This is a genomic window from Micromonospora lutea, from assembly GCF_016863535.1.
GTDB classification, from domain to species: domain Bacteria; phylum Actinomycetota; class Actinomycetes; order Mycobacteriales; family Micromonosporaceae; genus Micromonospora; species Micromonospora lutea.
Genome location: NZ_BOPB01000042.1, coordinates 1 through 17,295 on the forward strand (window position 1 = coordinate 1; position 17,295 = coordinate 17,295).

General features: G+C 68.5%; 16 protein-coding genes and 1 pseudogene. 11 read left to right on the forward strand and 6 right to left on the reverse strand.

All coding sequences use genetic code 11. The annotated features are described in order from the left end of the window. The 3 genes from Vlu01_RS27025 to Vlu01_RS27035 all read right to left on the reverse strand — a co-directional run. The coding region (locus tag Vlu01_RS27025; protein WP_239096157.1) for an endo-1,4-beta-xylanase at window positions 1–300 on the reverse strand (300 nt) is incomplete at its 3' end. A 444-nt stretch (window positions 301–744) separates the two neighbouring features. Continuing rightward, entirely contained in the window at window positions 745–966 is a 222-nt protein-coding gene (locus tag Vlu01_RS27030; RefSeq protein WP_204004889.1) for a ferredoxin, read from the reverse strand. Beyond that, window positions 963–2,168, reverse strand: coding sequence for a cytochrome P450 (locus tag Vlu01_RS27035; protein ID WP_204004891.1), 1,206 nt, complete (start codon window positions 2,166–2,168; stop codon window positions 963–965). Before Vlu01_RS27035 ends, Vlu01_RS27030 begins: the two co-directional genes overlap by 4 nt. A gap of 189 nt (window positions 2,169–2,357) precedes the next feature. On the opposite strand from Vlu01_RS27035, the gene Vlu01_RS27040 reads away from it, so the two are divergent. The 4 genes and pseudogenes from Vlu01_RS27040 to Vlu01_RS27055 all read left to right on the forward strand — a co-directional run bounded on the left by Vlu01_RS27040 (window position 2,358) and on the right by Vlu01_RS27055 (window position 6,484). Further along, window positions 2,358–3,140 (forward strand): spermidine synthase, encoded by a 783-nt coding sequence (locus Vlu01_RS27040; protein ID WP_204004893.1) that lies wholly within the window; start codon window positions 2,358–2,360, stop codon window positions 3,138–3,140. A gap of 46 nt (window positions 3,141–3,186) precedes the next feature. Next, window positions 3,187–3,738, forward strand: coding sequence for a hypothetical protein (locus tag Vlu01_RS27045; RefSeq protein WP_204004895.1), 552 nt, complete (start codon window positions 3,187–3,189; stop codon window positions 3,736–3,738). Window positions 3,739–3,778: 40 nt separating this feature from the next. Then, window positions 3,779–5,587 (forward strand): annotated as a pseudogene (locus tag Vlu01_RS27050) (glycoside hydrolase family 15 protein); the annotation flags it as partial. Window positions 5,588–5,704: 117 nt separating this feature from the next. Further along, complete coding sequence (locus tag Vlu01_RS27055) at window positions 5,705–6,484, forward strand: SDR family oxidoreductase (protein ID WP_204004900.1); 780 nt, start codon at window positions 5,705–5,707, stop codon at window positions 6,482–6,484. 340 nt (window positions 6,485–6,824) lie between these two features. On the opposite strand, the gene Vlu01_RS27060 is transcribed toward Vlu01_RS27055, so the two are convergent. Together Vlu01_RS27060 and Vlu01_RS27065 are read right to left on the reverse strand one after the other, a co-directional pair. After that, entirely contained in the window at window positions 6,825–7,490 is a 666-nt protein-coding gene (locus Vlu01_RS27060) for a response regulator transcription factor (protein ID WP_204004902.1), read from the reverse strand. Further along, window positions 7,487–8,662: a sensor histidine kinase gene (locus Vlu01_RS27065; protein ID WP_204004904.1), complete on the reverse strand. Its 1,176-nt coding sequence runs from the start codon at window positions 8,660–8,662 to the stop codon at window positions 7,487–7,489. The genes Vlu01_RS27060 and Vlu01_RS27065 overlap by 4 nt, the downstream gene beginning before the upstream one ends. A 199-nt stretch (window positions 8,663–8,861) precedes the next feature. Here Vlu01_RS27065 and Vlu01_RS27070 point away from each other — a divergent pair, with 199 nt between their 5' ends. The 4 genes from Vlu01_RS27070 (at window position 8,862) to Vlu01_RS27085 (ending at window position 12,829) form a co-directional block, all read left to right on the forward strand. Further along, window positions 8,862–9,860 carry an NAD(P)-dependent alcohol dehydrogenase gene (locus Vlu01_RS27070; protein ID WP_204004905.1) on the forward strand — a complete coding sequence of 333 codons (999 nt, stop codon included), beginning with the start codon at window positions 8,862–8,864 and terminating at the stop codon, window positions 9,858–9,860. Between the two features lie 134 nt (window positions 9,861–9,994). Then, the gene (locus Vlu01_RS27075; protein ID WP_204004907.1) at window positions 9,995–10,357 is read left to right on the forward strand and encodes an ArsR/SmtB family transcription factor; all 363 of its coding nucleotides are present in this window, start codon (window positions 9,995–9,997) and stop codon (window positions 10,355–10,357) included. 306 nt (window positions 10,358–10,663) lie between these two features. Then, window positions 10,664–12,484 (forward strand): carbohydrate-binding domain-containing protein, encoded by a 1,821-nt coding sequence (locus Vlu01_RS27080; RefSeq protein ID WP_204004909.1) that lies wholly within the window; start codon window positions 10,664–10,666, stop codon window positions 12,482–12,484. Between the two features lie 84 nt (window positions 12,485–12,568). Beyond that, complete coding sequence (locus Vlu01_RS27085) at window positions 12,569–12,829, forward strand: hypothetical protein (RefSeq protein WP_204004911.1); 261 nt, start codon at window positions 12,569–12,571, stop codon at window positions 12,827–12,829. 82 nt (window positions 12,830–12,911) lie between these two features. On the opposite strand, the gene Vlu01_RS27090 is transcribed toward Vlu01_RS27085, so the two are convergent. Continuing rightward, window positions 12,912–14,483 (reverse strand): alpha/beta hydrolase-fold protein, encoded by a 1,572-nt coding sequence (locus tag Vlu01_RS27090; RefSeq protein ID WP_204004914.1) that lies wholly within the window; start codon window positions 14,481–14,483, stop codon window positions 12,912–12,914. A 434-nt stretch (window positions 14,484–14,917) separates the two neighbouring features. Between Vlu01_RS27090 and Vlu01_RS27095 the strand changes: the two genes are divergently transcribed. From Vlu01_RS27095 to Vlu01_RS27105, 3 genes are all read left to right on the forward strand, one after another. Then, on the forward strand, window positions 14,918–15,589 hold the full coding sequence (locus Vlu01_RS27095) for a lytic polysaccharide monooxygenase auxiliary activity family 9 protein (RefSeq protein WP_239096158.1): 672 nt from the start codon (window positions 14,918–14,920) through the stop codon (window positions 15,587–15,589). Window positions 15,590–15,748: 159 nt separating this feature from the next. Continuing rightward, window positions 15,749–16,081 carry a hypothetical protein gene (locus tag Vlu01_RS27100; protein WP_204004918.1) on the forward strand — a complete coding sequence of 111 codons (333 nt, stop codon included), beginning with the start codon at window positions 15,749–15,751 and terminating at the stop codon, window positions 16,079–16,081. 603 nt (window positions 16,082–16,684) lie between these two features. Then, window positions 16,685–17,295 (forward strand): RICIN domain-containing protein (locus tag Vlu01_RS27105; protein WP_204004920.1); only part of this gene is annotated, 611 nt, incomplete at its 3' end.

The following is a 17,295-nucleotide window of genomic DNA, read 5'->3' on the forward strand; positions in this document are numbered from 1 at the left end:
GCCGAACGTGAAGTTGTTCTGCTGCGGTTCGGTCGCGTCGATCTTCATTTCGTTCTCGGGAGTGACGCTGTCGAACTCGCGGTTCAGGATCGTCGTGTACGCGCCGTCGCTGAGCTTGTTCGCCGCTACGGCAGCACCGAAGTACCGCCCGGACTGGGCCGCAGCCGCAGCGAGGGTGGATTCGGCGGCCTGGGCGAGACTAGGCAGCAGAGAGACGACGAGAACCGCAACTATCGCTGCGGTTCCGGAGGCAGAGAGCGTTCGAAGTCGACGCCCGGAGGGACGGTTCCGGGAGATCATGCTGATCCTCCACAGGTGGAATGGGAAACTTCTGTCACTGTTCGGATGGGAGGACCGCTCTGCTGGCGGGCAACCCACGATGTCGAGTCCGCCGACCGGGCCGGAACTCAGGTCGGGTGTCCGGAGACGAGTCGGCTCTGGCCACCTGACCAGTAGGTGAAGGTCGCGAGGAGTCCGTCGGAGGTGGTTGTGGACGCCGAGCTCCAGGTGGTGATGGTGGTGGTCACCTGGCAGGTGGTTAAGGGCCTGATGGTCGGGTGCGGCGCCTCCCAGGTCCGGAACACATTGTTAACGATCACATCGATCGATGCCTCTCAGGCTGGCAGAAGACTCCCCGGTTTTCAACCGGTAGTTTCGGGCCTCGACCGATAGTTTTTCGGCGAATGACCGGTGCGGGAGGAGGTGGCGCACCTGGTGGTGGGAGATGAAGGTCTGGTCGACGGGTCAGGCCGGAGCGATCAGGGAGCCATCGTCGTCGCGTACCGCGATCGCCTCGACCGGGCACGACTCTGCAGCGTCGATCACCGTCTCGGTCGGCTCGACGGCCGCCGCGATCGGGGTGGCCACCCCCGACTCCATCCGAAAGTGGGCCGGTGCCATGCCGGCGCAGCCGCCCGAGCCGATGCAGCGCCGTGCGTCGACCTCAATCCGCCAGTCGGCGCTCACCAGGTCACCGGCATCCGGGCCAGACCTCGGACGATCATCCCGCTCTTCCAGGTGAGTTCCGCCTCGGGCACGGCGATCCGCAGCTCGGGCAGCCGGGCGACAAGGGTGCCGATCCCGACCTGCAACTCCATCCGGGCGAGCTGGGCACCCAGGCAGTGGTGCACACCGTGTCCGAAGCCGATGTGCGGGTTGGTCTCGCGGCCAAGGTCGAGCCGGTCGGGATCGGCGAAGACGGACTCGTCCCGGTTCGCCGAGGAGAGCGAGGCGATCACGGGTTCGCCAGCTCGCACCAGCACCCCGCCGACCTCGATGTCCTCGGTGGCGTACCGAGCGAACGCGGACGCCACCCCGAGCGGGACGTAGCGCATCAGTTCCTCGATCGCGGTCGGAATCCGGTCCGGTTCGTTCCGCAGCCAGGCCAACTGGTCCGGATGGGTAAGCAGGACGTACGCGAAGTTGGGCAGCTGGGTGACTGTGGTTTCGTGGCCGGCGGCGAGCAGCCCGGCGGCGAGCTGCACGACCTCCTGTTCGGTGAACCGGTCCTGGTGCTCGTCGCGCGCCCGCACCATGGCGCAGATGAGGTCGTCGGTGGGCTCCCGGCGCCGCTGCTGGACGAGTTCGCCGATGTACCCGTACAGGTTGTCGAGGTACTCGTGGATCTGCTCGGGTGACAGCGAGGTGGTCGAGACGATCGCCTCCGACCAGACGTGGAAGAGATGCCGGTCGGCGAAGGGTACCCCGAGCAGCTCACAGATCACCTGGATCGGCAGCGGGGTGGCGAAATGCTCGACCAGGTCGGCCGGCGGCCCGGCCGTCGCCATGGCATCGATCAGTTCGTCGGCGATCTGCCGGGTCCGGGGCCGGAGTTGCTCGACCCGGCGGGCGGTGAACGCCTTGGCGACCAGCCGCCGCAGCCGGGTGTGCTCCGGCGGATCCATGGACAGGATGCCGCCCTCGATCTGCCTCGGGGTGAGCCGCGGCTCGTCCCGGCCGACGCTGGCGGCCCGACTGAATCTCGCGTCACCGAGAACGGTCCGCACGTCGGCGTATCGGGTGGCGAGCCACGCCTCCTCGCCGAACGGCAGCCGTACCCGGGTGAGTGGCTCGGTGCGCCGCAGCACGGCGTAGAGGGGGTCGAGGTTGAGTCGATCGGGAGGGCTGAACGGGTACGACCGCGTGGCGACCCTGGCGACGTCTGGCATTGGTCAACCCCTAAAGCAGACCGAATCACCCGCGAATCAGCGGAATGATCAACCCATCGTGACGTATCGATGGCCGATCGTAGTGGAGAACGTGGATCCGTACCAGTGCGCTGCCTCGTCGGGTCAGTCGACCCGGTGTCGCCCACCCAGCCTCGGTGACCTGCGGGATGCCGATTAGCCTGCCTGTTCATGGACGCCGACGAGCGCCTCGAACTGGCCGTCGATCCGGCCCGGTCGACCGGGCGTACGCTGCTCGCCGGCGGCGTCGAGCAGTCGTACGTGGATGTCGTCGATCCCACCTACCTGCATTTCGAGTACGTCCGCCGGATGGCCGCCGTAATCGATCTTGCGGCACCGGTCGGTGATCCGCTGAAGGTGCTGCATCTCGGCGGCGGGGCGCTGACGCTTCCGCGCTACGTCGCCGCGACGCGACCCGGGTCGCCGCAGGTGGTGGTGGAGCGGGATCGGGCCGTGGTCGAACTCGTGGAGCGCGCCTTCCCGCCTCGACCGGCCGGTGTCGAGATCCACGTCGCCGACGCCCGGGAAGCGGTCGTCGCCGCGCCCGCCGGGGCGTACGACCTGGTGCTCGCCGACATCTATCGCGCGGCCCGGATGCCACCCCACGTGGCCGCCGTGGCCTTCGTGGCCGAGGTCGCCCGGGTTCTGCGCCCGGACGGCATCTACCTGGTCAACGTCACCGACCTGCCGCCGCTGGTCTTCACCCGGGTGCAGGCCGCCACCCTGCGGGCGGTCTTCGCCGACGTGTGCGTCGTCGCCGACCGGCGGATGCTGCGCGGCCGGCGGTACGGCAACGTGGTGCTGGCCGCAGCACCACGCCCGCACCGGCTGCCCGTGGCGCGCCTGGTGGCACGGGCACTGCGCGATCCGCTGCCCGGCGGCGTGTTGCACGGGCCAGCCCTGGACACGTTCATCGCCGGCGCCCGGCCGAACACCGACGCCGCCGAGCCGTGAGCCGTGAGCCGTGCGTACCGTGCGCGACGGCGGGTACCCCACGCGCATGGCGCGGTACACGAAGCCGGAGCTGCGAGAACAGCTCAAAGAAGAGATCAAGGCGTCCGACCGGGGCGGCCGGGCGGGCCAGTGGTCGGCGCGCAAGTCGCAACTGCTCACCAAGGAGTACCAGAAGCGCGGCGGCGGCTACCAGGGCCCGAAGGACGAGCGGCAGAAGTCCCTGCAACAGTGGGGCGATCAGAAGTGGCGGACCAGGCAGGGCGGAACCCGGGCGCGACACGACGGTGAGACCGACCGCTACCTGCCCGATCAGGCGTGGAACCAGCTCTCCGCGGAGCAGCGGCAAGCGACCGACGTCAAGAAGCGGAAGGCGTCGAAGTCCGGCAGGCAGTACGTCGCCAACACCGGCCCGGCCAAGCGTGCGCGCCGGAACGCCGCGGCATCCGTGTCCCTCACGGAACTGCCGGTCGCCGAAGCCGCGCGACACGTCCGCGACCTCGACCCCGGTCAGCTCCGGGCGGCACTACGCGCGGAGCGCGCTGGCAAGGGCCGCAAGACGCTCATCCAACGCCTGGAGTCGGCACTTGGTCGCCGCTGATCAAGCCAGCGTGCGGGCGTAGGAGTCGCGATGGCGGGTAGGCGGAGGCGTGGCGGTGATCAGCGACTACGCGCTTCTCGGCGACTGTCAGGGTGCCGCGTTGGTGTCCTCGGACGGGTCCGTGGACTGGTGGTGTCCGCCCAGATTCGACGCGCCCAGCGTGTTCGCGCGGGTGCTGGGCAGCGCTGGCGGCCATTGGTCGATCCGGCCGCTCGGGCCGTACACGACCACCCGTCAGTACCTCGACGGAACGATGGTGCTTCGCACGGAGTTTCACACCCCGGGCGGCGTGCTGTGGCTGACCGACGCCCTCAGCCTCGGATTCGGGGAACGCGGTCACGGGATCGGTTTCACGTCTCCGCACGTCCTGCTACGGCAGATCGAGGTTGTCAGCGGCACGGTCGAGGTGGCGATCGAGGTCGCGGCCCGGCCGGAGTACGGCCTGATGACTCCCACGGTTGCCGAGACGCCGGTGGGAATCGAAATATTCGCAGGCGCCGACCGGCTGGTGCTGACCAGCGATCGCGGTCTCACCCTCGAGGGGCCACTGGTGACCGGACGACTCACTCTCGCCGAGGGCGACAGCGCAGCGTTCGCGCTGCACCATCGGAGGGCCGACGACCCGCAGATCGTACCGCTGGACGGGCGTTCCGCACTGCGCGAGACCGTCGCCGGGTGGCAGTCCTGGGATCAGATCCACCAGGGTTATCAGGGACCCTACCGGGAGCAGGTCCGGCGTAGCGCCCTGGTCCTGCAGGCGTTGACCTACCAGCCGACCGGCGCGGTGGTCGCCGCAGCCACCACCTCACTGCCGGAGGAGATCGGCGGCGCGGCGAACTGGGACTACCGGTTTGCCTGGCTCCGCGACGGCAGCTTCACCCTCAAGGCGCTCTGGGTGGCCGCCTGTCCCGACGAAGCGCGCAGATTCTTCGACTGGATCGCCGCATCGGTGGGATCGGTGGACGAGGCCGACCACGTGCCGATCATGTTCGGCGTTGTTGGTGAGCGTGACCTGACCGAGCACACCCTGGATCATCTGGAGGGTCACCGCGACAGCCGGCCGGTGCGCGTCGGTAACGACGCCTGGCGGCAGAAGCAACTCGACGTCCTCGGCGAGGTGCTGGAGTGCGCGTGGGTGCTACGGGACCAGGTGATGGACCTGTCGCCGGCCGCCGCGAATCTGCTGCGATCCCTGGCGAACCGGGCCGCTGACACCTGGCGGGAGCCCGATGCCGGTCCCTGGGAAGGGCGCGAAGGGGAGCGGCACTACCTCACCTCGAAGGTGATGTGCTGGGTTGCTCTGGATCGGGCCGTCAAGTTGGCCCGGGCGCTCGACGCCCAGGAGCAGGTCCCGCGGTGGTCGAAGGCCAGGGACGAGGTCCGCGCAGCGATCCTCAGCGAGGGCTGGAACACGTCCACCGCTGCGTTCACCGGAGCGTTCGGGTCCGATCACCTCGACGCTGGTGTCCTTGGTATGCCGATCCTCGGGTTCCTGCCCGGCGACGACGAGCGGGTGCTCTCCACCGTGCGGTCCATCGAACGTGATCTGACCAGGGACGGTCTCGTGCAGCGCTGGACCGGAGCGGGTGACGAGGGTGCCTTCGTCACCTGCTCGTACTGGCTGGTCGAGGCGTTGGCCCTGGCCGGGCAGATCGACGCAGCCCGACGAATCTTCGACAGCGTCACCGCCCGGGCGAACGATGTCGGCCTGCTGTCGGAAGAGATAGACCGCCGCGACGGCAGTCAGATCGGGAACTTCCCCCAGGCGTTGTCCCACATCGGTCTCATCAACGCGGCGTGGATCATCGATCAGGTCGAGGCCCGGACCGGTCCAGCGGACGCGCGGTGACCTTACGTCGGCCCGGGCACCGCTCCGCCGCTGCCGTGCCCAGGGCCCGATCGGGTTCGGTTATGACCCCGGCAGGCGGGTAAGCCGCAGCACCGGGTAACGACGGAGGGAGCCCTGATGACCGGACGGCTGGCGGGCAGGACCGCGATGATCACCGGCTCGGACTCGGGAATCGGACAAGCCACCGCGATCGAGTTCGCTCGCGAGGGCGCCGACGTGGTGGTGCACTACCTGCACGACCACGCAGGCGCGAACCATACGAAGGCCGAGGTGGAGAAGGCGGGCCAGCGAGCTGTCGTGGTGCAGGGCGACATCAGCGTCGAGCATCAGGTCGAGGCGATGTTCGACGAGGCGCTGGCGGAGTTCGACCGGCTGGACATCCTGATGAACGACGCGGGTGTGGACGCCTCCGGGATACCCGTGGCCGACCTGGACACCGACACCTGGGACCGGGCGATCCGGACCAACCTGTACGGGATGTTCTTCTGTTGCCGGCGGTTCATCCGGCACCGCCGTGACGAGGGCGGGCACGGCAAGATAATCAACATCACCTCGATCCACCAAGAGGTGGCTCGGGCCGGTGGCTCCGATTACGACGCCAGCAAGGGCGGCATGCTCGAACTGGCCAAGAGCATCGCCCTGGAGGTCGCTCCGATGCACATGAACGTGAACAACATCGGGCCGGGCATGGTGCTCACCCCCTTCAACCAGCAGGCGATCGACGACCCGAAGTTCCTCGAAGAGCAGGTGCAGTCGATCCCGTGGAAGCGTGCCGCACAGCCTGAGGAGATCGCCAAGCTGGCCGTCTTCCTGGCCAGCGACGACGCCGACTACGTCACCGGGTCGACGTACTTCATGGACGGCGGTCTGATGCAGAACCAGGGACAGGGCGCCTAGTGCGGTGATGTGGGCGCTGCGTCGGTTGCCGCGTCGTCCGGCGAATTCGTGTGCCGGGTGGTGATGCAGTCTGATGAGAACGCCCAGGAACCCGCCGACGACGTCCGAATTCCTCGGGCCCAGATCGATTCCAGTCCGCAACATCTGTTGACGACCCTGCTCGGCGAGCACCAATTTCGGGTTCCATGGGACCGGGAACGGCAGCGGGGCCACCGTCACCTGTGCGGGAGCCTGAACCCGGGTAGACCGTAGCCAAGCCGGGAAAGGCGACGGGCCGGTGCTCCGGCATCGGCCCGTCGTCTCTCGCCGTCACCTTCCCGCAGGTGCGCCTGATGCCGGGTCAGGGTAGCCATCCGGGGCGGACCAGGCCGGCCTCGTACGCGAACACCACCAGTTGGGCGCGGTCCCGGGCAGCAAGTTTGACCATGGCCCGGGACACGTGCGTCTTGGCGGTGGCCGGACTGACCACCAGCCGCGCGGCGATCTCGTCGTTGGACAGTCCGATGCCGACCAGGGTCACCACCTCCCGTTCCCGCTCGGTCAGCCCGGCCAACCGTTGAGGTGCTGCCGGCGTGGCGGTACCGGCGGCGAACTGTTCGATCACCCGCCGGGTCACACTCGGCGACAGCAGCCCGTCCCCGGCAGCCACCACCCGTACGCCCTGGATCAGCTCGGCCGGCTGGGTGTTCTTCACCAGGAACCCGGCGGCACCGGCGCGCAGCGCCTCGCCGACGTACTCGTCCAACTCGAAGGTGGTGAGCACGACGATCCGCACCCCGGACAGCTCCGGATCAACGGCTATCTGCCGGGTGGCGGCCAACCCGTCCATGCCGGGCATCCGGATGTCCATCAGGATCACGTCCGGAGCGGTCTGCCGGGCCAGCCGGACCGCCTGCGCACCGTCGCCGGCCTCGCCGACGACGGTGATGTCCGGCTCGGCGTCCAGCAGCGCTCGGAAGCCGGCCCGGACCAGCACCTGATCGTCGACGAGCAGTACCCGGATCACGATGTCGCCTCCCGCGTCTGGTCGCTCCCCAGCGGCAGGGTGGCACGTACCCGCCAGCCGCCGTTGCCGTCGGGTGCCGGGCCGGCGGTCAGCTCGCCGCCCAACGCGGCAGCCCGCTCCCGCATCCCCGTGATGCCGTTGCCCGCACAAGCGGGCTCCGGATGCCGCACGCCGCCGCCGTCGTCGTCGATCTCGACCACCAACGCGTCCTGCCGGTACCCGATGGTGACGGTGGCGGCGGCACCTGTCCCGGCGTGCCGGCGGATGTTGGTCAGCGCCTCCTGCACGATCCGGTACGCGGCCCGGTCCACGGCCGCGGGCAGCGCCCGGGCCGGACCGTCGAGCACGGTCCGGATCGGCAGCGCGGCCGCCTCGGTCAGCTCGGCGAGCCGGTCCAGTCCCGGCGTCGGGGCTCGCGGGGCGGCCTCGCCGGTCGGATAGAGCGTGTTGAGCACCGTCTGAACCTCGCGTAGCGCCTCCGCGCTGGACTGCGCAATCGCGTGGAGCGCGGCCCGTGCCTGTTCCGGGTCGCGGTCCATCAGGTGCAGACCGACGCCGGCCCTTACGTTGATCAGCGACAGATGATGACCGAGTACGTCATGCAACTCGGCGGCGATCAGCAGCCGTTGCTCGCTGGCCCGGCGGCGTTGCCGTTCCTCGGAGAGCCGGCGTCGTTCCGCCCCGGCGTCGTGAATTCTGCGGGAGACGAGCGTGCCGATCTCGGTGACCAGGCCGGCACCGACGATCAGGGCCAACGCCGCCAGCGCCGGGCGCGCGGCGACACCGCTGACCACCACCCAACTGGCGTACGCCCCAGCGGTCGTCACCGCCACCAGCCACCGGTGACCGGCGGTCACGACCGCCGCTGCGGCGATCATCGGGGCCAGCAACGTCACCCCGAACGGCCGGTTCAGCAGGTGGTACGCCAGGGTCGCGGCGACCACGATCAGGAAGTTCCGCCTCGGGGACCGGTGCCGGTCGGCCAGCGCGAGCCCACTGAACACGAGCAGCGCGTACCCGATGGTGCCGACGCTGGCGTGCTGCCAACCGGCGATGATCGCGGTTCCGGCCGGTTGGCCGAGCGCGGTGAGCACCGCCAGGCCGGGGCCGCGTCGGGACGTCGCCCGCCCGAGAGGCGGTGCCAGCTCGGCATCGGGGTTCGACCCGCTCATGCCCGCACTGTAGGCCGATCGACGGTCTTCACGGCAGCCCGGACGGGGGTGACTCGGCGTACCTCCGCCGGAGTAGCCGACCCTCCGTGCTGCCGCGCGGGGAGTAGGAGCGGTGTCGCCGCCGCGCCGACGCGTCGCCTGGTCCGTGCCGACAGGCTCTGTCACAGCGCATCCGATACGCGACGGCGAGGAGATTCCGATGAAGGCGATCGTGCAGCACCGATACGGCTCCCCCGAAGTGCTGCGGCTGTGTGAGGTCGACATCCCAACTCCCGGCGACGACGAGGTGCTGGTCCGGGTGCGGGCAAGCTCGATCAACGCGTACGACTGGCACGCCGTGCGCGGTGACCCGTACCTGGCCCGACTGTCGTTCGGGCTCCGCCGGCCCGTGGCGATGGTCCGGGGCCAGGATTTCGCCGGCCAGGTCGAGGCGGTCGGCCGCGCGGTGACCCGGTTCAGGCCCGGCGACGAGGTGTTCGGCGAGGCCGGCCCGGCCGGTGGTGCTTTCGCCGAGTACGTGTGCGTGACCGAGAAGCTGGTCGAGGCGAAACCGGCGAACCTGAGCTTCGAGCGGGCGGCGGCGATCCCGCTGGCCGCCACCACCGCCCTGGTCTGCCTGCGCGACGCCGCCGGACTCCGGGCCGGGCAGCACGTCCTGATCAACGGGGCGTCCGGCGGGGTGGGCACCTTCGCGGTGCAGTTGGCCAAGGCGTACGGCGCGCAGGTGACCGCGGTGTGCCGGACCCGCAACGTCGAGCTGGTCCGTTCACTCGGTGCGGATCATGTCGTCGACTACACCAGGGAGGACTTCACCCGCACCGAGGCGGTCCGCGCCGGCCGACGTTACGACGTGCTGCTGGACCTGGTGGGCAACCGGTCGCTGACCGGCTTTCGGCAGATTCTCACTCCGGACGGGGTGCTCGTACTCTCCGGGGGAGGCACGTTCAGCGGAGGGAGTCTCTTCGGGCCGATGAGCCTGTTGATCCGCGGGCCGATCGTGGGGCGCTTCGTCAGACACCGCATCGTCGCGCCATCGGTGACGGCGGGTCGGGGGCGCCTCGCCGAGCTGCGGGAGCTGGCTGAGTCCGGCAAGCTGACGCCGGTCATCGACCGGACCTACCGACTCAGCGAGGTGCCCGACGCGATCCGGTACGTCGAGACCGAGCACGCCCGCGCCAAGGTTGTCGTCACAGTGTGAGCCCGGCTCTTGTCGCTCCCGTCCGTACCTCCTCGTGACCAGCCGGTTTGACCCAGGGGTGGATTCGGTACAACTCACGGTGATACAGGCCTCGTTTCACCGCCGATTGGCGGTGATGCTGCAACGATGCAGGTGTGGGAACTGTGGAGACCAGGACGCCGGCCATCTCGCCCCTCGCCGGCGAACCGATCAAGCCTGCCGATGCCGAGCGGCTCGCGGGGGTGCTGAAGGCGTTCGCCGACCCGGCCCGACTGCGACTGCTCAGCCTGATCCAGTCGTCACCGGACGGGGAGGCGTCCGTGAGTGACCTCACCGCACCGCTCGGGCTTTCCCAGCCGACCGTGAGTCACCACCTTCGGATCCTCACCGAGGCGGGCCTGCTAGAGCGGGACAAGCGTGGGGTGTGGGCGTACTACCGGCTGGTGCCGTCGGCCATCGCCGCGATCGCCGACCTGTTGACGCCGCCCCGCAAGCGGGCAGCGAAGCGGAACCGCTGAACCGCACCGGCGAAGACCGGCGGGTTGCCGGCTGACCGGCACCCGTCCGGTGGTCTCGGGCCGAGCTGAGCCTCGGCCCGGCCCACTTCGTAGTTGATCACGTAGCCCGCCTGGCCGGCAGCCGTCCGGGCGACAGGCAAGCGTCACCGAGCCGATGGTCATCCTGATGGCCATCGGCTCGTCGCGTCTGCGGTCGGCACCTGGGAGGTGGCCACAGTGTGGGCGAATCACCCGAAGCTAATCGACATTCATCTATAGTGGCGAACGCGTGGATCCCGTCCCATCGATCCAAGTCAGGACAGAGCCATGAAACGCATCCCGCTGAGAGCCATTGTCCCCCTCGGGCTCGCGGTCGCACTGACCGTCGGTCCGCTGGGGGCACCGGCCACCGCGCAGGCGACCGTCCCCATCACGCTGACCGGCGCCAGTGCCACCAGCCCGAGCGCCGACGTCACCATCGCCGGGCGCGCCGTGACGATCACTGCTCCAGGCACCTACGAGATCAGCGGCACCCTCAACGACGGCTACCTCAACGTCGACACCGCCGCTTCGGGTGCCGTGAATCTGATCCTCAACGGTGCCGCCATCTCCAACTCCAGCAACGCGCCGTTGCAGGTCGCCGACGCCGATGAGGTCGTGATCACGCTCGCGGCCGGCACCACCAGCCGGCTCTCCGACGCGACCAGGTACGTCTATCCGGATCCGAACACCGACGAGCCGGACGCGGCGCTGTTCAGCAAGTCCGACCTGCGGATCAACGGATCCGGCGCGTTGATCGTGCAAGGCAACGCGTACGACGGCATCGTCAGCAAGGACGGCCTGATCATCGAGTCGGGCACGATCACCGTGAATGCTGTCGACGACGGCATCCGGGGCAAGGACTTCCTCGACATCAACGGCGGCACCATCGACGTGACCGCTGGTGGTGACGGCATCAAGTCCACCGACAGTGATGTCGACCGAGGGCGGCTCACCATCACCAACGGCTCCGTCCGGGTGAACGCGGGTGACGACGCGATCAAGGGTGAGAACACCGTCGCCATCTCCGGCGGCACCGTCACCGTGACCAACTCTTTCGAGGCGATCGAGAGCCGGCAGATCACCATCAGCGGCGGCACCGTCAACGTCACCGCCCGCGACGACGCGATCAACGCCGTCGAGGACGGGTACGGCGACTTCGACGTGGCACCGAACGCCTTCGTTCGCTTCACCGGCGGCACCACCCTGGTCAACTCCAGCATCGACGGCATCGACTCCAACGGGTCGGTGACCTTCGCCGCCGGCACGGTCGTGGTCAGTGGGCCGGCCACCGGCAGTCCCGGTGAGGGCGCTATCGACTCGAACGGCCCGGTCTACTTCAATGGCGGCACCGTGCTCGGGGCGGGATCGACCTCGATGGCGGTGCTCAGCCTGCCGCCGACCTCGGGTCAGGGTTGGGTCGCCCCGCAACTGTCCAGCAGCCAGCCGGCCGGCACCCTGCTCCATCTGGTCTCCGGCGGCCAGGTGCTCGTCTCCTACCGTGCCCCCAAGAACTTCCGGGAGGTGGTCTTCTCCTCCAACCGGATCCAGCACGGGCAGACCTACGAGGTCTACGTGGGTGGCAGCCTCACCGGTACGACCACCGGCGGCATGGCCACCACCGGCGGCAGCATCGCGGGAGCCAACCGGCTGATGACCGTCGTCGCCGGGCAGTACCGCGGCGGCCTGGTCGGTTGGCCGCCCGGCGGCCCGGGCTGGCCGCCGCCGCCCACCCCGACGCCCACCACCCCGCCGCCGCCGAACCCGACTACTCCGCCGCCGAACCCGACGACCCCGCCGCCGAGCACGCGTGGCTGCACGGCGACCTACAGCGTCACCAACCAGTGGCAGGGCGGCTTCCAGGGTGAGGTCCAGGTGACCGCCGGCTCGTCCCCGATCACCGGTTGGCGGGTGACCTGGACTTTCGCCAACGGCCAGACGATCACTCAGGCGTGGAACGCGACCATCAGCGCGAGCGGCTCGGCGGTGACGGCGACCAATGTCTCCTTCAACGGCTCGCTTGGCGCCGGGGGCCGCACCACCTTCGGATTCCTCGGCAGCTGGAACGGCAGCAATACGACCCCGACCCTGACCTGCACCGCGACCTGACCGGGTCTCCGGTTCACCGTCAGATCAGGGAGCCCGGCACCACCAGGTGCCGGGCTCCCTGGCAGCCGGCTGCCAGCTGCTCGCATGCTCCCCCCGTGCTGCCACGTCTGCCACCTCGAACCAGATCAGTCACCGTCCGACGGCGCTCGGAGCGATTTCGTCCTGGTGTACTTCGCCGACGCCGTCAACCCGCCACCCGGCTGGGTTGGGCATCCCGCAGGCGCGGTGTGGTTCTGCGGGGAGCACGCCCCACTCGGCGCGGACCGGAAGCACCTGACCAGCCACAGCGCACTGCGCGAGATCGACGCGGCGCTCGGCCGTCTGCCGAGACGACTGCGCCCCTGAGCGCCCCCGACCAGGCCGGATGCGGTACGGGCCGGTCAGCGGTGGGCCGACGGCGGAGGTCGCCGGCCCACCACGTTGCGTGTTACCGGACCCGTAGCTGCTGGTGGACCCCGTCCGCGGGCGCGTAGTTCCGGTCACCGGAGTAGGCGACGTGTACCGGATACACCCCTGCCGACAGCCCGGTGGTCGGCAGCTGCACGACGGCCTTGCCGCCGGCCAACGCGACCACCTGGGTGGTGCCACCGAAGGCGACGGTGATTTCGCCCGTCACCTTCGGCGCCTTCTTGTGCTGGGACTGTGCCCGTACCTCGACGTCCAGCTTGAAGGTGCCACCACGGACGATCGACGCGGGCGCGGCCTTCGCCTTGATCACGGTCGGCGCGGTGCCCACGGTCTCGACTTTCGACCACAGGTGGTCGCGGGCGAAGATCGTGAACAGTTGACTCGCCGTCATTCCGTCGTGCGCGCCGGGAACCTGGGCGGTCTCGGCGGCATACCCGCGGGCCCTGAAGTTGTCCGCGATGGCGTTCTGGGCGTTGAGGTTGCCTTCGAAGACACCGTTGCCGAGGAACACGAAGAGGTCGTCGTCGCCGACTGCGGCCGCGACGTTGTCGTAGTCCTGCGCGGACAGGGAAGGGTTACCGGAGAAGTGCCCGTAGTAGGCGAACGTGGTCGGGTAGCCCCTGATGACGTGGGCCCCCGTCATGCCGCCGTAGGAGAACCCGGCGTAGGCCCGGCCTTCCCGCTCGGTCGAGACGTTGTACTTCTCCTCGATGAGCGGAAGGATCGTCTGGACCAGGTTGTTGGCCGCGTTCGTCTGGTTGTAGGAACCGAAGCCGAGACTGGTGCCGGTGAAGTGGTTCCCCATGGTGACCACCACAGTGGGCTCGATCTCGCCCTTGGCCGTCATGTTGTCCAGGATGTTGGGCACGTTTGCCGGAACCATGAAGTCGGTCTCGTCACCGAAGATGCCGTGGGCGAGGTACGCCACCTTGTACGGCTCCGCCCGGTCGGCGTCGTAGTTGGCCGGCAGGTAGACGCCGAGGTAGTGGCCGCTGTCGCCGAGGATCGTGGTGTAGGGGATGTACGTCACCGTGCCGCGCTTCTTACGGTTCGCGATCGGGAGTTCGTACTCCGCACGTTCCTTCAGCACCGGGTCGTTCTGCTTCTTGGCGTACGGCACGTAGACGGCATCGAGTACGTCGTTGTTCCGGACGCGGAACGAGGATTCGCCCGGGGGACGGGGGTTGGTCGAGGTGGGGTCCCAGATGCGCTTGTTCTCCCAGCCCTGGGTCGGGTCCCAGACCCGGTACCAGTAGCTGATGCCGCCGGCGTGCAGCGGAAGTGAGACCGACCAGTACCCCTTCGAATCCCTGGTCATGTCCCTGGTGAACTCGGTGCCTCCGGCGTGGTACCGACCCGGCTGCCACTCCTCCGGCTGATACCGCGTGTTGCCGGTGCCGACGTCGAGCAGAGTCAGGTCCCCGGCGAGGCGGACCTGTGTCGCGTTCGGGTTGTGATAGACGAACGTGACGGTGTGTCCGGTGGGTGAACCGCGATCCGGCTTGACGGTCGCACCCTCCACGATCGTGCGCTTGCCGGCGAGGGCGGCTGGCGCGGAGACAGTGGCGCTGGCACCTGCGCCCAGTGACATGATCGCGAGCAATGAGATCGCACGGCTGAGCCTGCGTCTTCCGGTCACTTTTCTCATCTGGGATGACTCCTCCCGGTGTGCGCCTCTCGCTGTCCCTCGCCCCGATGACCCGTCTCGGAGGTGAACGTGGGCGCTAAATCGAATTAGCAGAGCGTAGTGTGGCCTGGCTCACTCGTAGTGTCAAGGGGGTGGGGCGGGCCGGCTGCGCGGGTGGTGGTGGTCGGTCGTCGGATGATCGCGTCAATTTCGATCACGAATGTCGCGACCCTGCGCGTTCGATGTGGCGATGACGTGCCGATCAAGAATGACGATCAAGGCCAAATGAAGGCGGCCGATATCAATAGACGATCGTTGATATGCAGTCCAATTGGTGTGATACTGCTGGAAGCGCTCCCACCCGTCCCGGCGAGCGCTTCAGAAATGGAGGATGCACCGTGCGTTCACACGATCTCCACCGATCCGGCCGGCGATCCCGGCCAGCTGTCCGGGCGCTGCTCCTGGCGCTGACCATGGTGCTCGGCATGCTGCCCTGGGCGGGTGCGGCCCAGGCCCACGGCACTGTCATCAACCCGGCCACGCGTGCTTACCAGTGTTGGCAGAACTGGGGTCACCGGCACATGGACCCGGCGCTGCAGACGCAGGACCCGATGTGCTACCGGGCATTCCAGGCCAACCCCGACACCATGTGGAACTGGATGAGCCAGCTGCGGGACGGCCTCGGTGGGCAGTACCAGGCCCGTACGCCCGACGGTCAACTCTGCAGCAACGCCCTCTCCCGGAACGACGCGCTGAACCAGCCGGGAGCCTGGAAGGCGAGGAACGTGAGCCGAAACTTCACGCTCCAGTTCTACGACCAGGCCAGCCACGGCGCTGACTTCTTCCGGGTCTACGTCACCCGCCAAGGATTCAACCCGAACACGCAGCGCGTCGGTTGGGGAAACATCGACCAGATCCTGCAGACCGGCCGGTACGCGCCGACGCAGAACATCTCGTTCAACGTCTCGATCCCGTCCGGGCGTAGCGGTCAGCACGTCCTGTTCGTGATCTGGAAGGCGTCACACATGGACCAGACCTACATGTGGTGCAGCGACATCAACATCACCTGATCCAGCCGCCAGGCACACTTCGGCTCCGGTCCGGGATCACCGCCCCCGGCCGGAGCCGAAGCGTCCGCGGGGGTGGCCTGCCCGCCAATGCCCGGGAGGACGTGCAACGACGGCCTCGTACGCTGCGTCGCGGGCACGAAGCGGGGTAGCCTCGGGTGGGTGCGGATCATCGCGTTCCTGGTCATTCTCATCGTCGTGCTGACCGCCGTCCTGCTGGTTTCGATGGCCATGACGGCTGGTGCCCGACGCCGACGCCATGCGTCGCAGGCGTCCGCCCGCTGGGTGGTGCGCCACTACGCCATACCCGGCCGTGGGCATACCGTCGTCGGGGTCACCCTGACCGACGCGGACGGGCGGATGCACGGTGAGCATGTGGTCGCGCGCATTCCGGACGAGGCCCAGGACTGGCAGCGTGACTTCCTCGTGGCCCGCCAGGAGGCCGAGGAGCGCGCATTCCACCTCAACAGCGACCGGCCGCCAATCGAGGGCTGACGAGCGCTCCAGCTCCAGTGTCTCGGGCGGAGTTCGGTCTTCCAGCCCGCTGGACCGGACCCGGCCCTTCGCCGATCGGCGGAACGGGGTGTCGGTCCTGAGGCGATCTCGGTCGCCTGTGCGCGTGCCCCGCATTCCCGCCCGCCCGTAGGGCACCCGGGCGCGCCCGCCCGGCAGGACGGCGAGCAGCAGCCCGGTGAAGGGCGACATGTGCGAGGCTCGATGTTAGCGCCACCATTGTTCCTTTCCTGATGGCTTGTCACGCAGGACCATCCGCAAGTGGTGGGGCACAGCAGGGTGGCTGGATAGCGGCGGTGGGACCGCGTCGGATCTCGCCCTGGGTCTGGTGGCTCCAGAGCGTCACGGCCTCGTGATTCCTGAACGTTACGTCTTGACGAACGACATGTTATCGCCCACAGTCGATGGTCAAGGACGGCGATGCCTACGGCTTACCGGGCAAGCCTGCTTCGTCGGGCCGGGTGGACCAGGCGTGTGCGGGGACATGCGGACATCCATGTTAGCGCTAACAACAGCAACGTGTGCGCTCAGCGGTTCGCCCGTCCTCGGGTGGGCTGGTTGAGTCTCGGTCATTGAAGGAGGAACATGTCTGCCTTTGGTAGCTCGCCATCTCTCACGCCGCCGCCGCGGCAACGTAGATGGTTGCTGCGAGTGGCCGCCGCCGGTGTGACGGCTGTGGTGGCCGGTAGTGCAGCCGCAGTGGCGGTGTCGACACCCGCAGCGGCGGCGACGATCGACACGAACGCGTGGTACGTGCTGGTCAACCGCAACAGCGGCAAGGCCTTGGACGTGTACAACCTCGCCACGAACGACGGTGCGCGGATCACTCAGTGGTCGCGGAACAACGGCAATCAGCAACAGTGGCAGTTCGTGGATTCCGGTGGTGGCTACTACCGGCTGAAGTCCCGGCTGTCCAACAAGGTGCTGGACGTCTACAACTGGTCGACCGCCAACGGTGCCAGCATCGTGCAGTGGTCGGACCACAACGGGGCGAACCAGCAGTTCCGGGTGGCCGACTCCGACGGTGGCTACATCCGGTTGATCAACCGGAACAGCAACAAGGTGATGGAGGTGCAGGGCGCCTCGACCGCCGACGGTGGCAACATCGTGCAGTACGACGACTGGAACGGTGCCAACCAGCAGTGGCAGATGGTCCGCGTCGACGGCGACACGAACCCGCCACCGCCGACGACGCC

Excerpts from the sequence above, each read along its gene's own strand:
- Vlu01_RS27035 (WP_204004891.1), bottom strand. The coding sequence starts at position 2,168 with ATGCCAGACGTCGCCAGGGTCGCCACGCGGTCGTACCCGTTCAGCCCT.
- Vlu01_RS27040 (WP_204004893.1), top strand. The coding sequence starts at position 2,358 with ATGGACGCCGACGAGCGCCTCGAACTGGCCGTCGATCCGGCCCGGTCG.
- Vlu01_RS27045 (WP_204004895.1), top strand. The coding sequence starts at position 3,187 with ATGGCGCGGTACACGAAGCCGGAGCTGCGAGAACAGCTCAAAGAAGAG.
- Vlu01_RS27055 (WP_204004900.1), top strand. The coding sequence starts at position 5,705 with ATGACCGGACGGCTGGCGGGCAGGACCGCGATGATCACCGGCTCGGAC.
- Vlu01_RS27065 (WP_204004904.1), bottom strand. The coding sequence starts at position 8,662 with ATGAGCGGGTCGAACCCCGATGCCGAGCTGGCACCGCCTCTCGGGCGG.
- Vlu01_RS27070 (WP_204004905.1), top strand. The coding sequence starts at position 8,862 with ATGAAGGCGATCGTGCAGCACCGATACGGCTCCCCCGAAGTGCTGCGG.
- Vlu01_RS27080 (WP_204004909.1), top strand. The coding sequence starts at position 10,664 with ATGAAACGCATCCCGCTGAGAGCCATTGTCCCCCTCGGGCTCGCGGTC.
- Vlu01_RS27085 (WP_204004911.1), top strand. The coding sequence starts at position 12,569 with ATGCTCCCCCCGTGCTGCCACGTCTGCCACCTCGAACCAGATCAGTCA.
- Vlu01_RS27090 (WP_204004914.1), bottom strand. The coding sequence starts at position 14,483 with ATGTCACTGGGCGCAGGTGCCAGCGCCACTGTCTCCGCGCCAGCCGCC.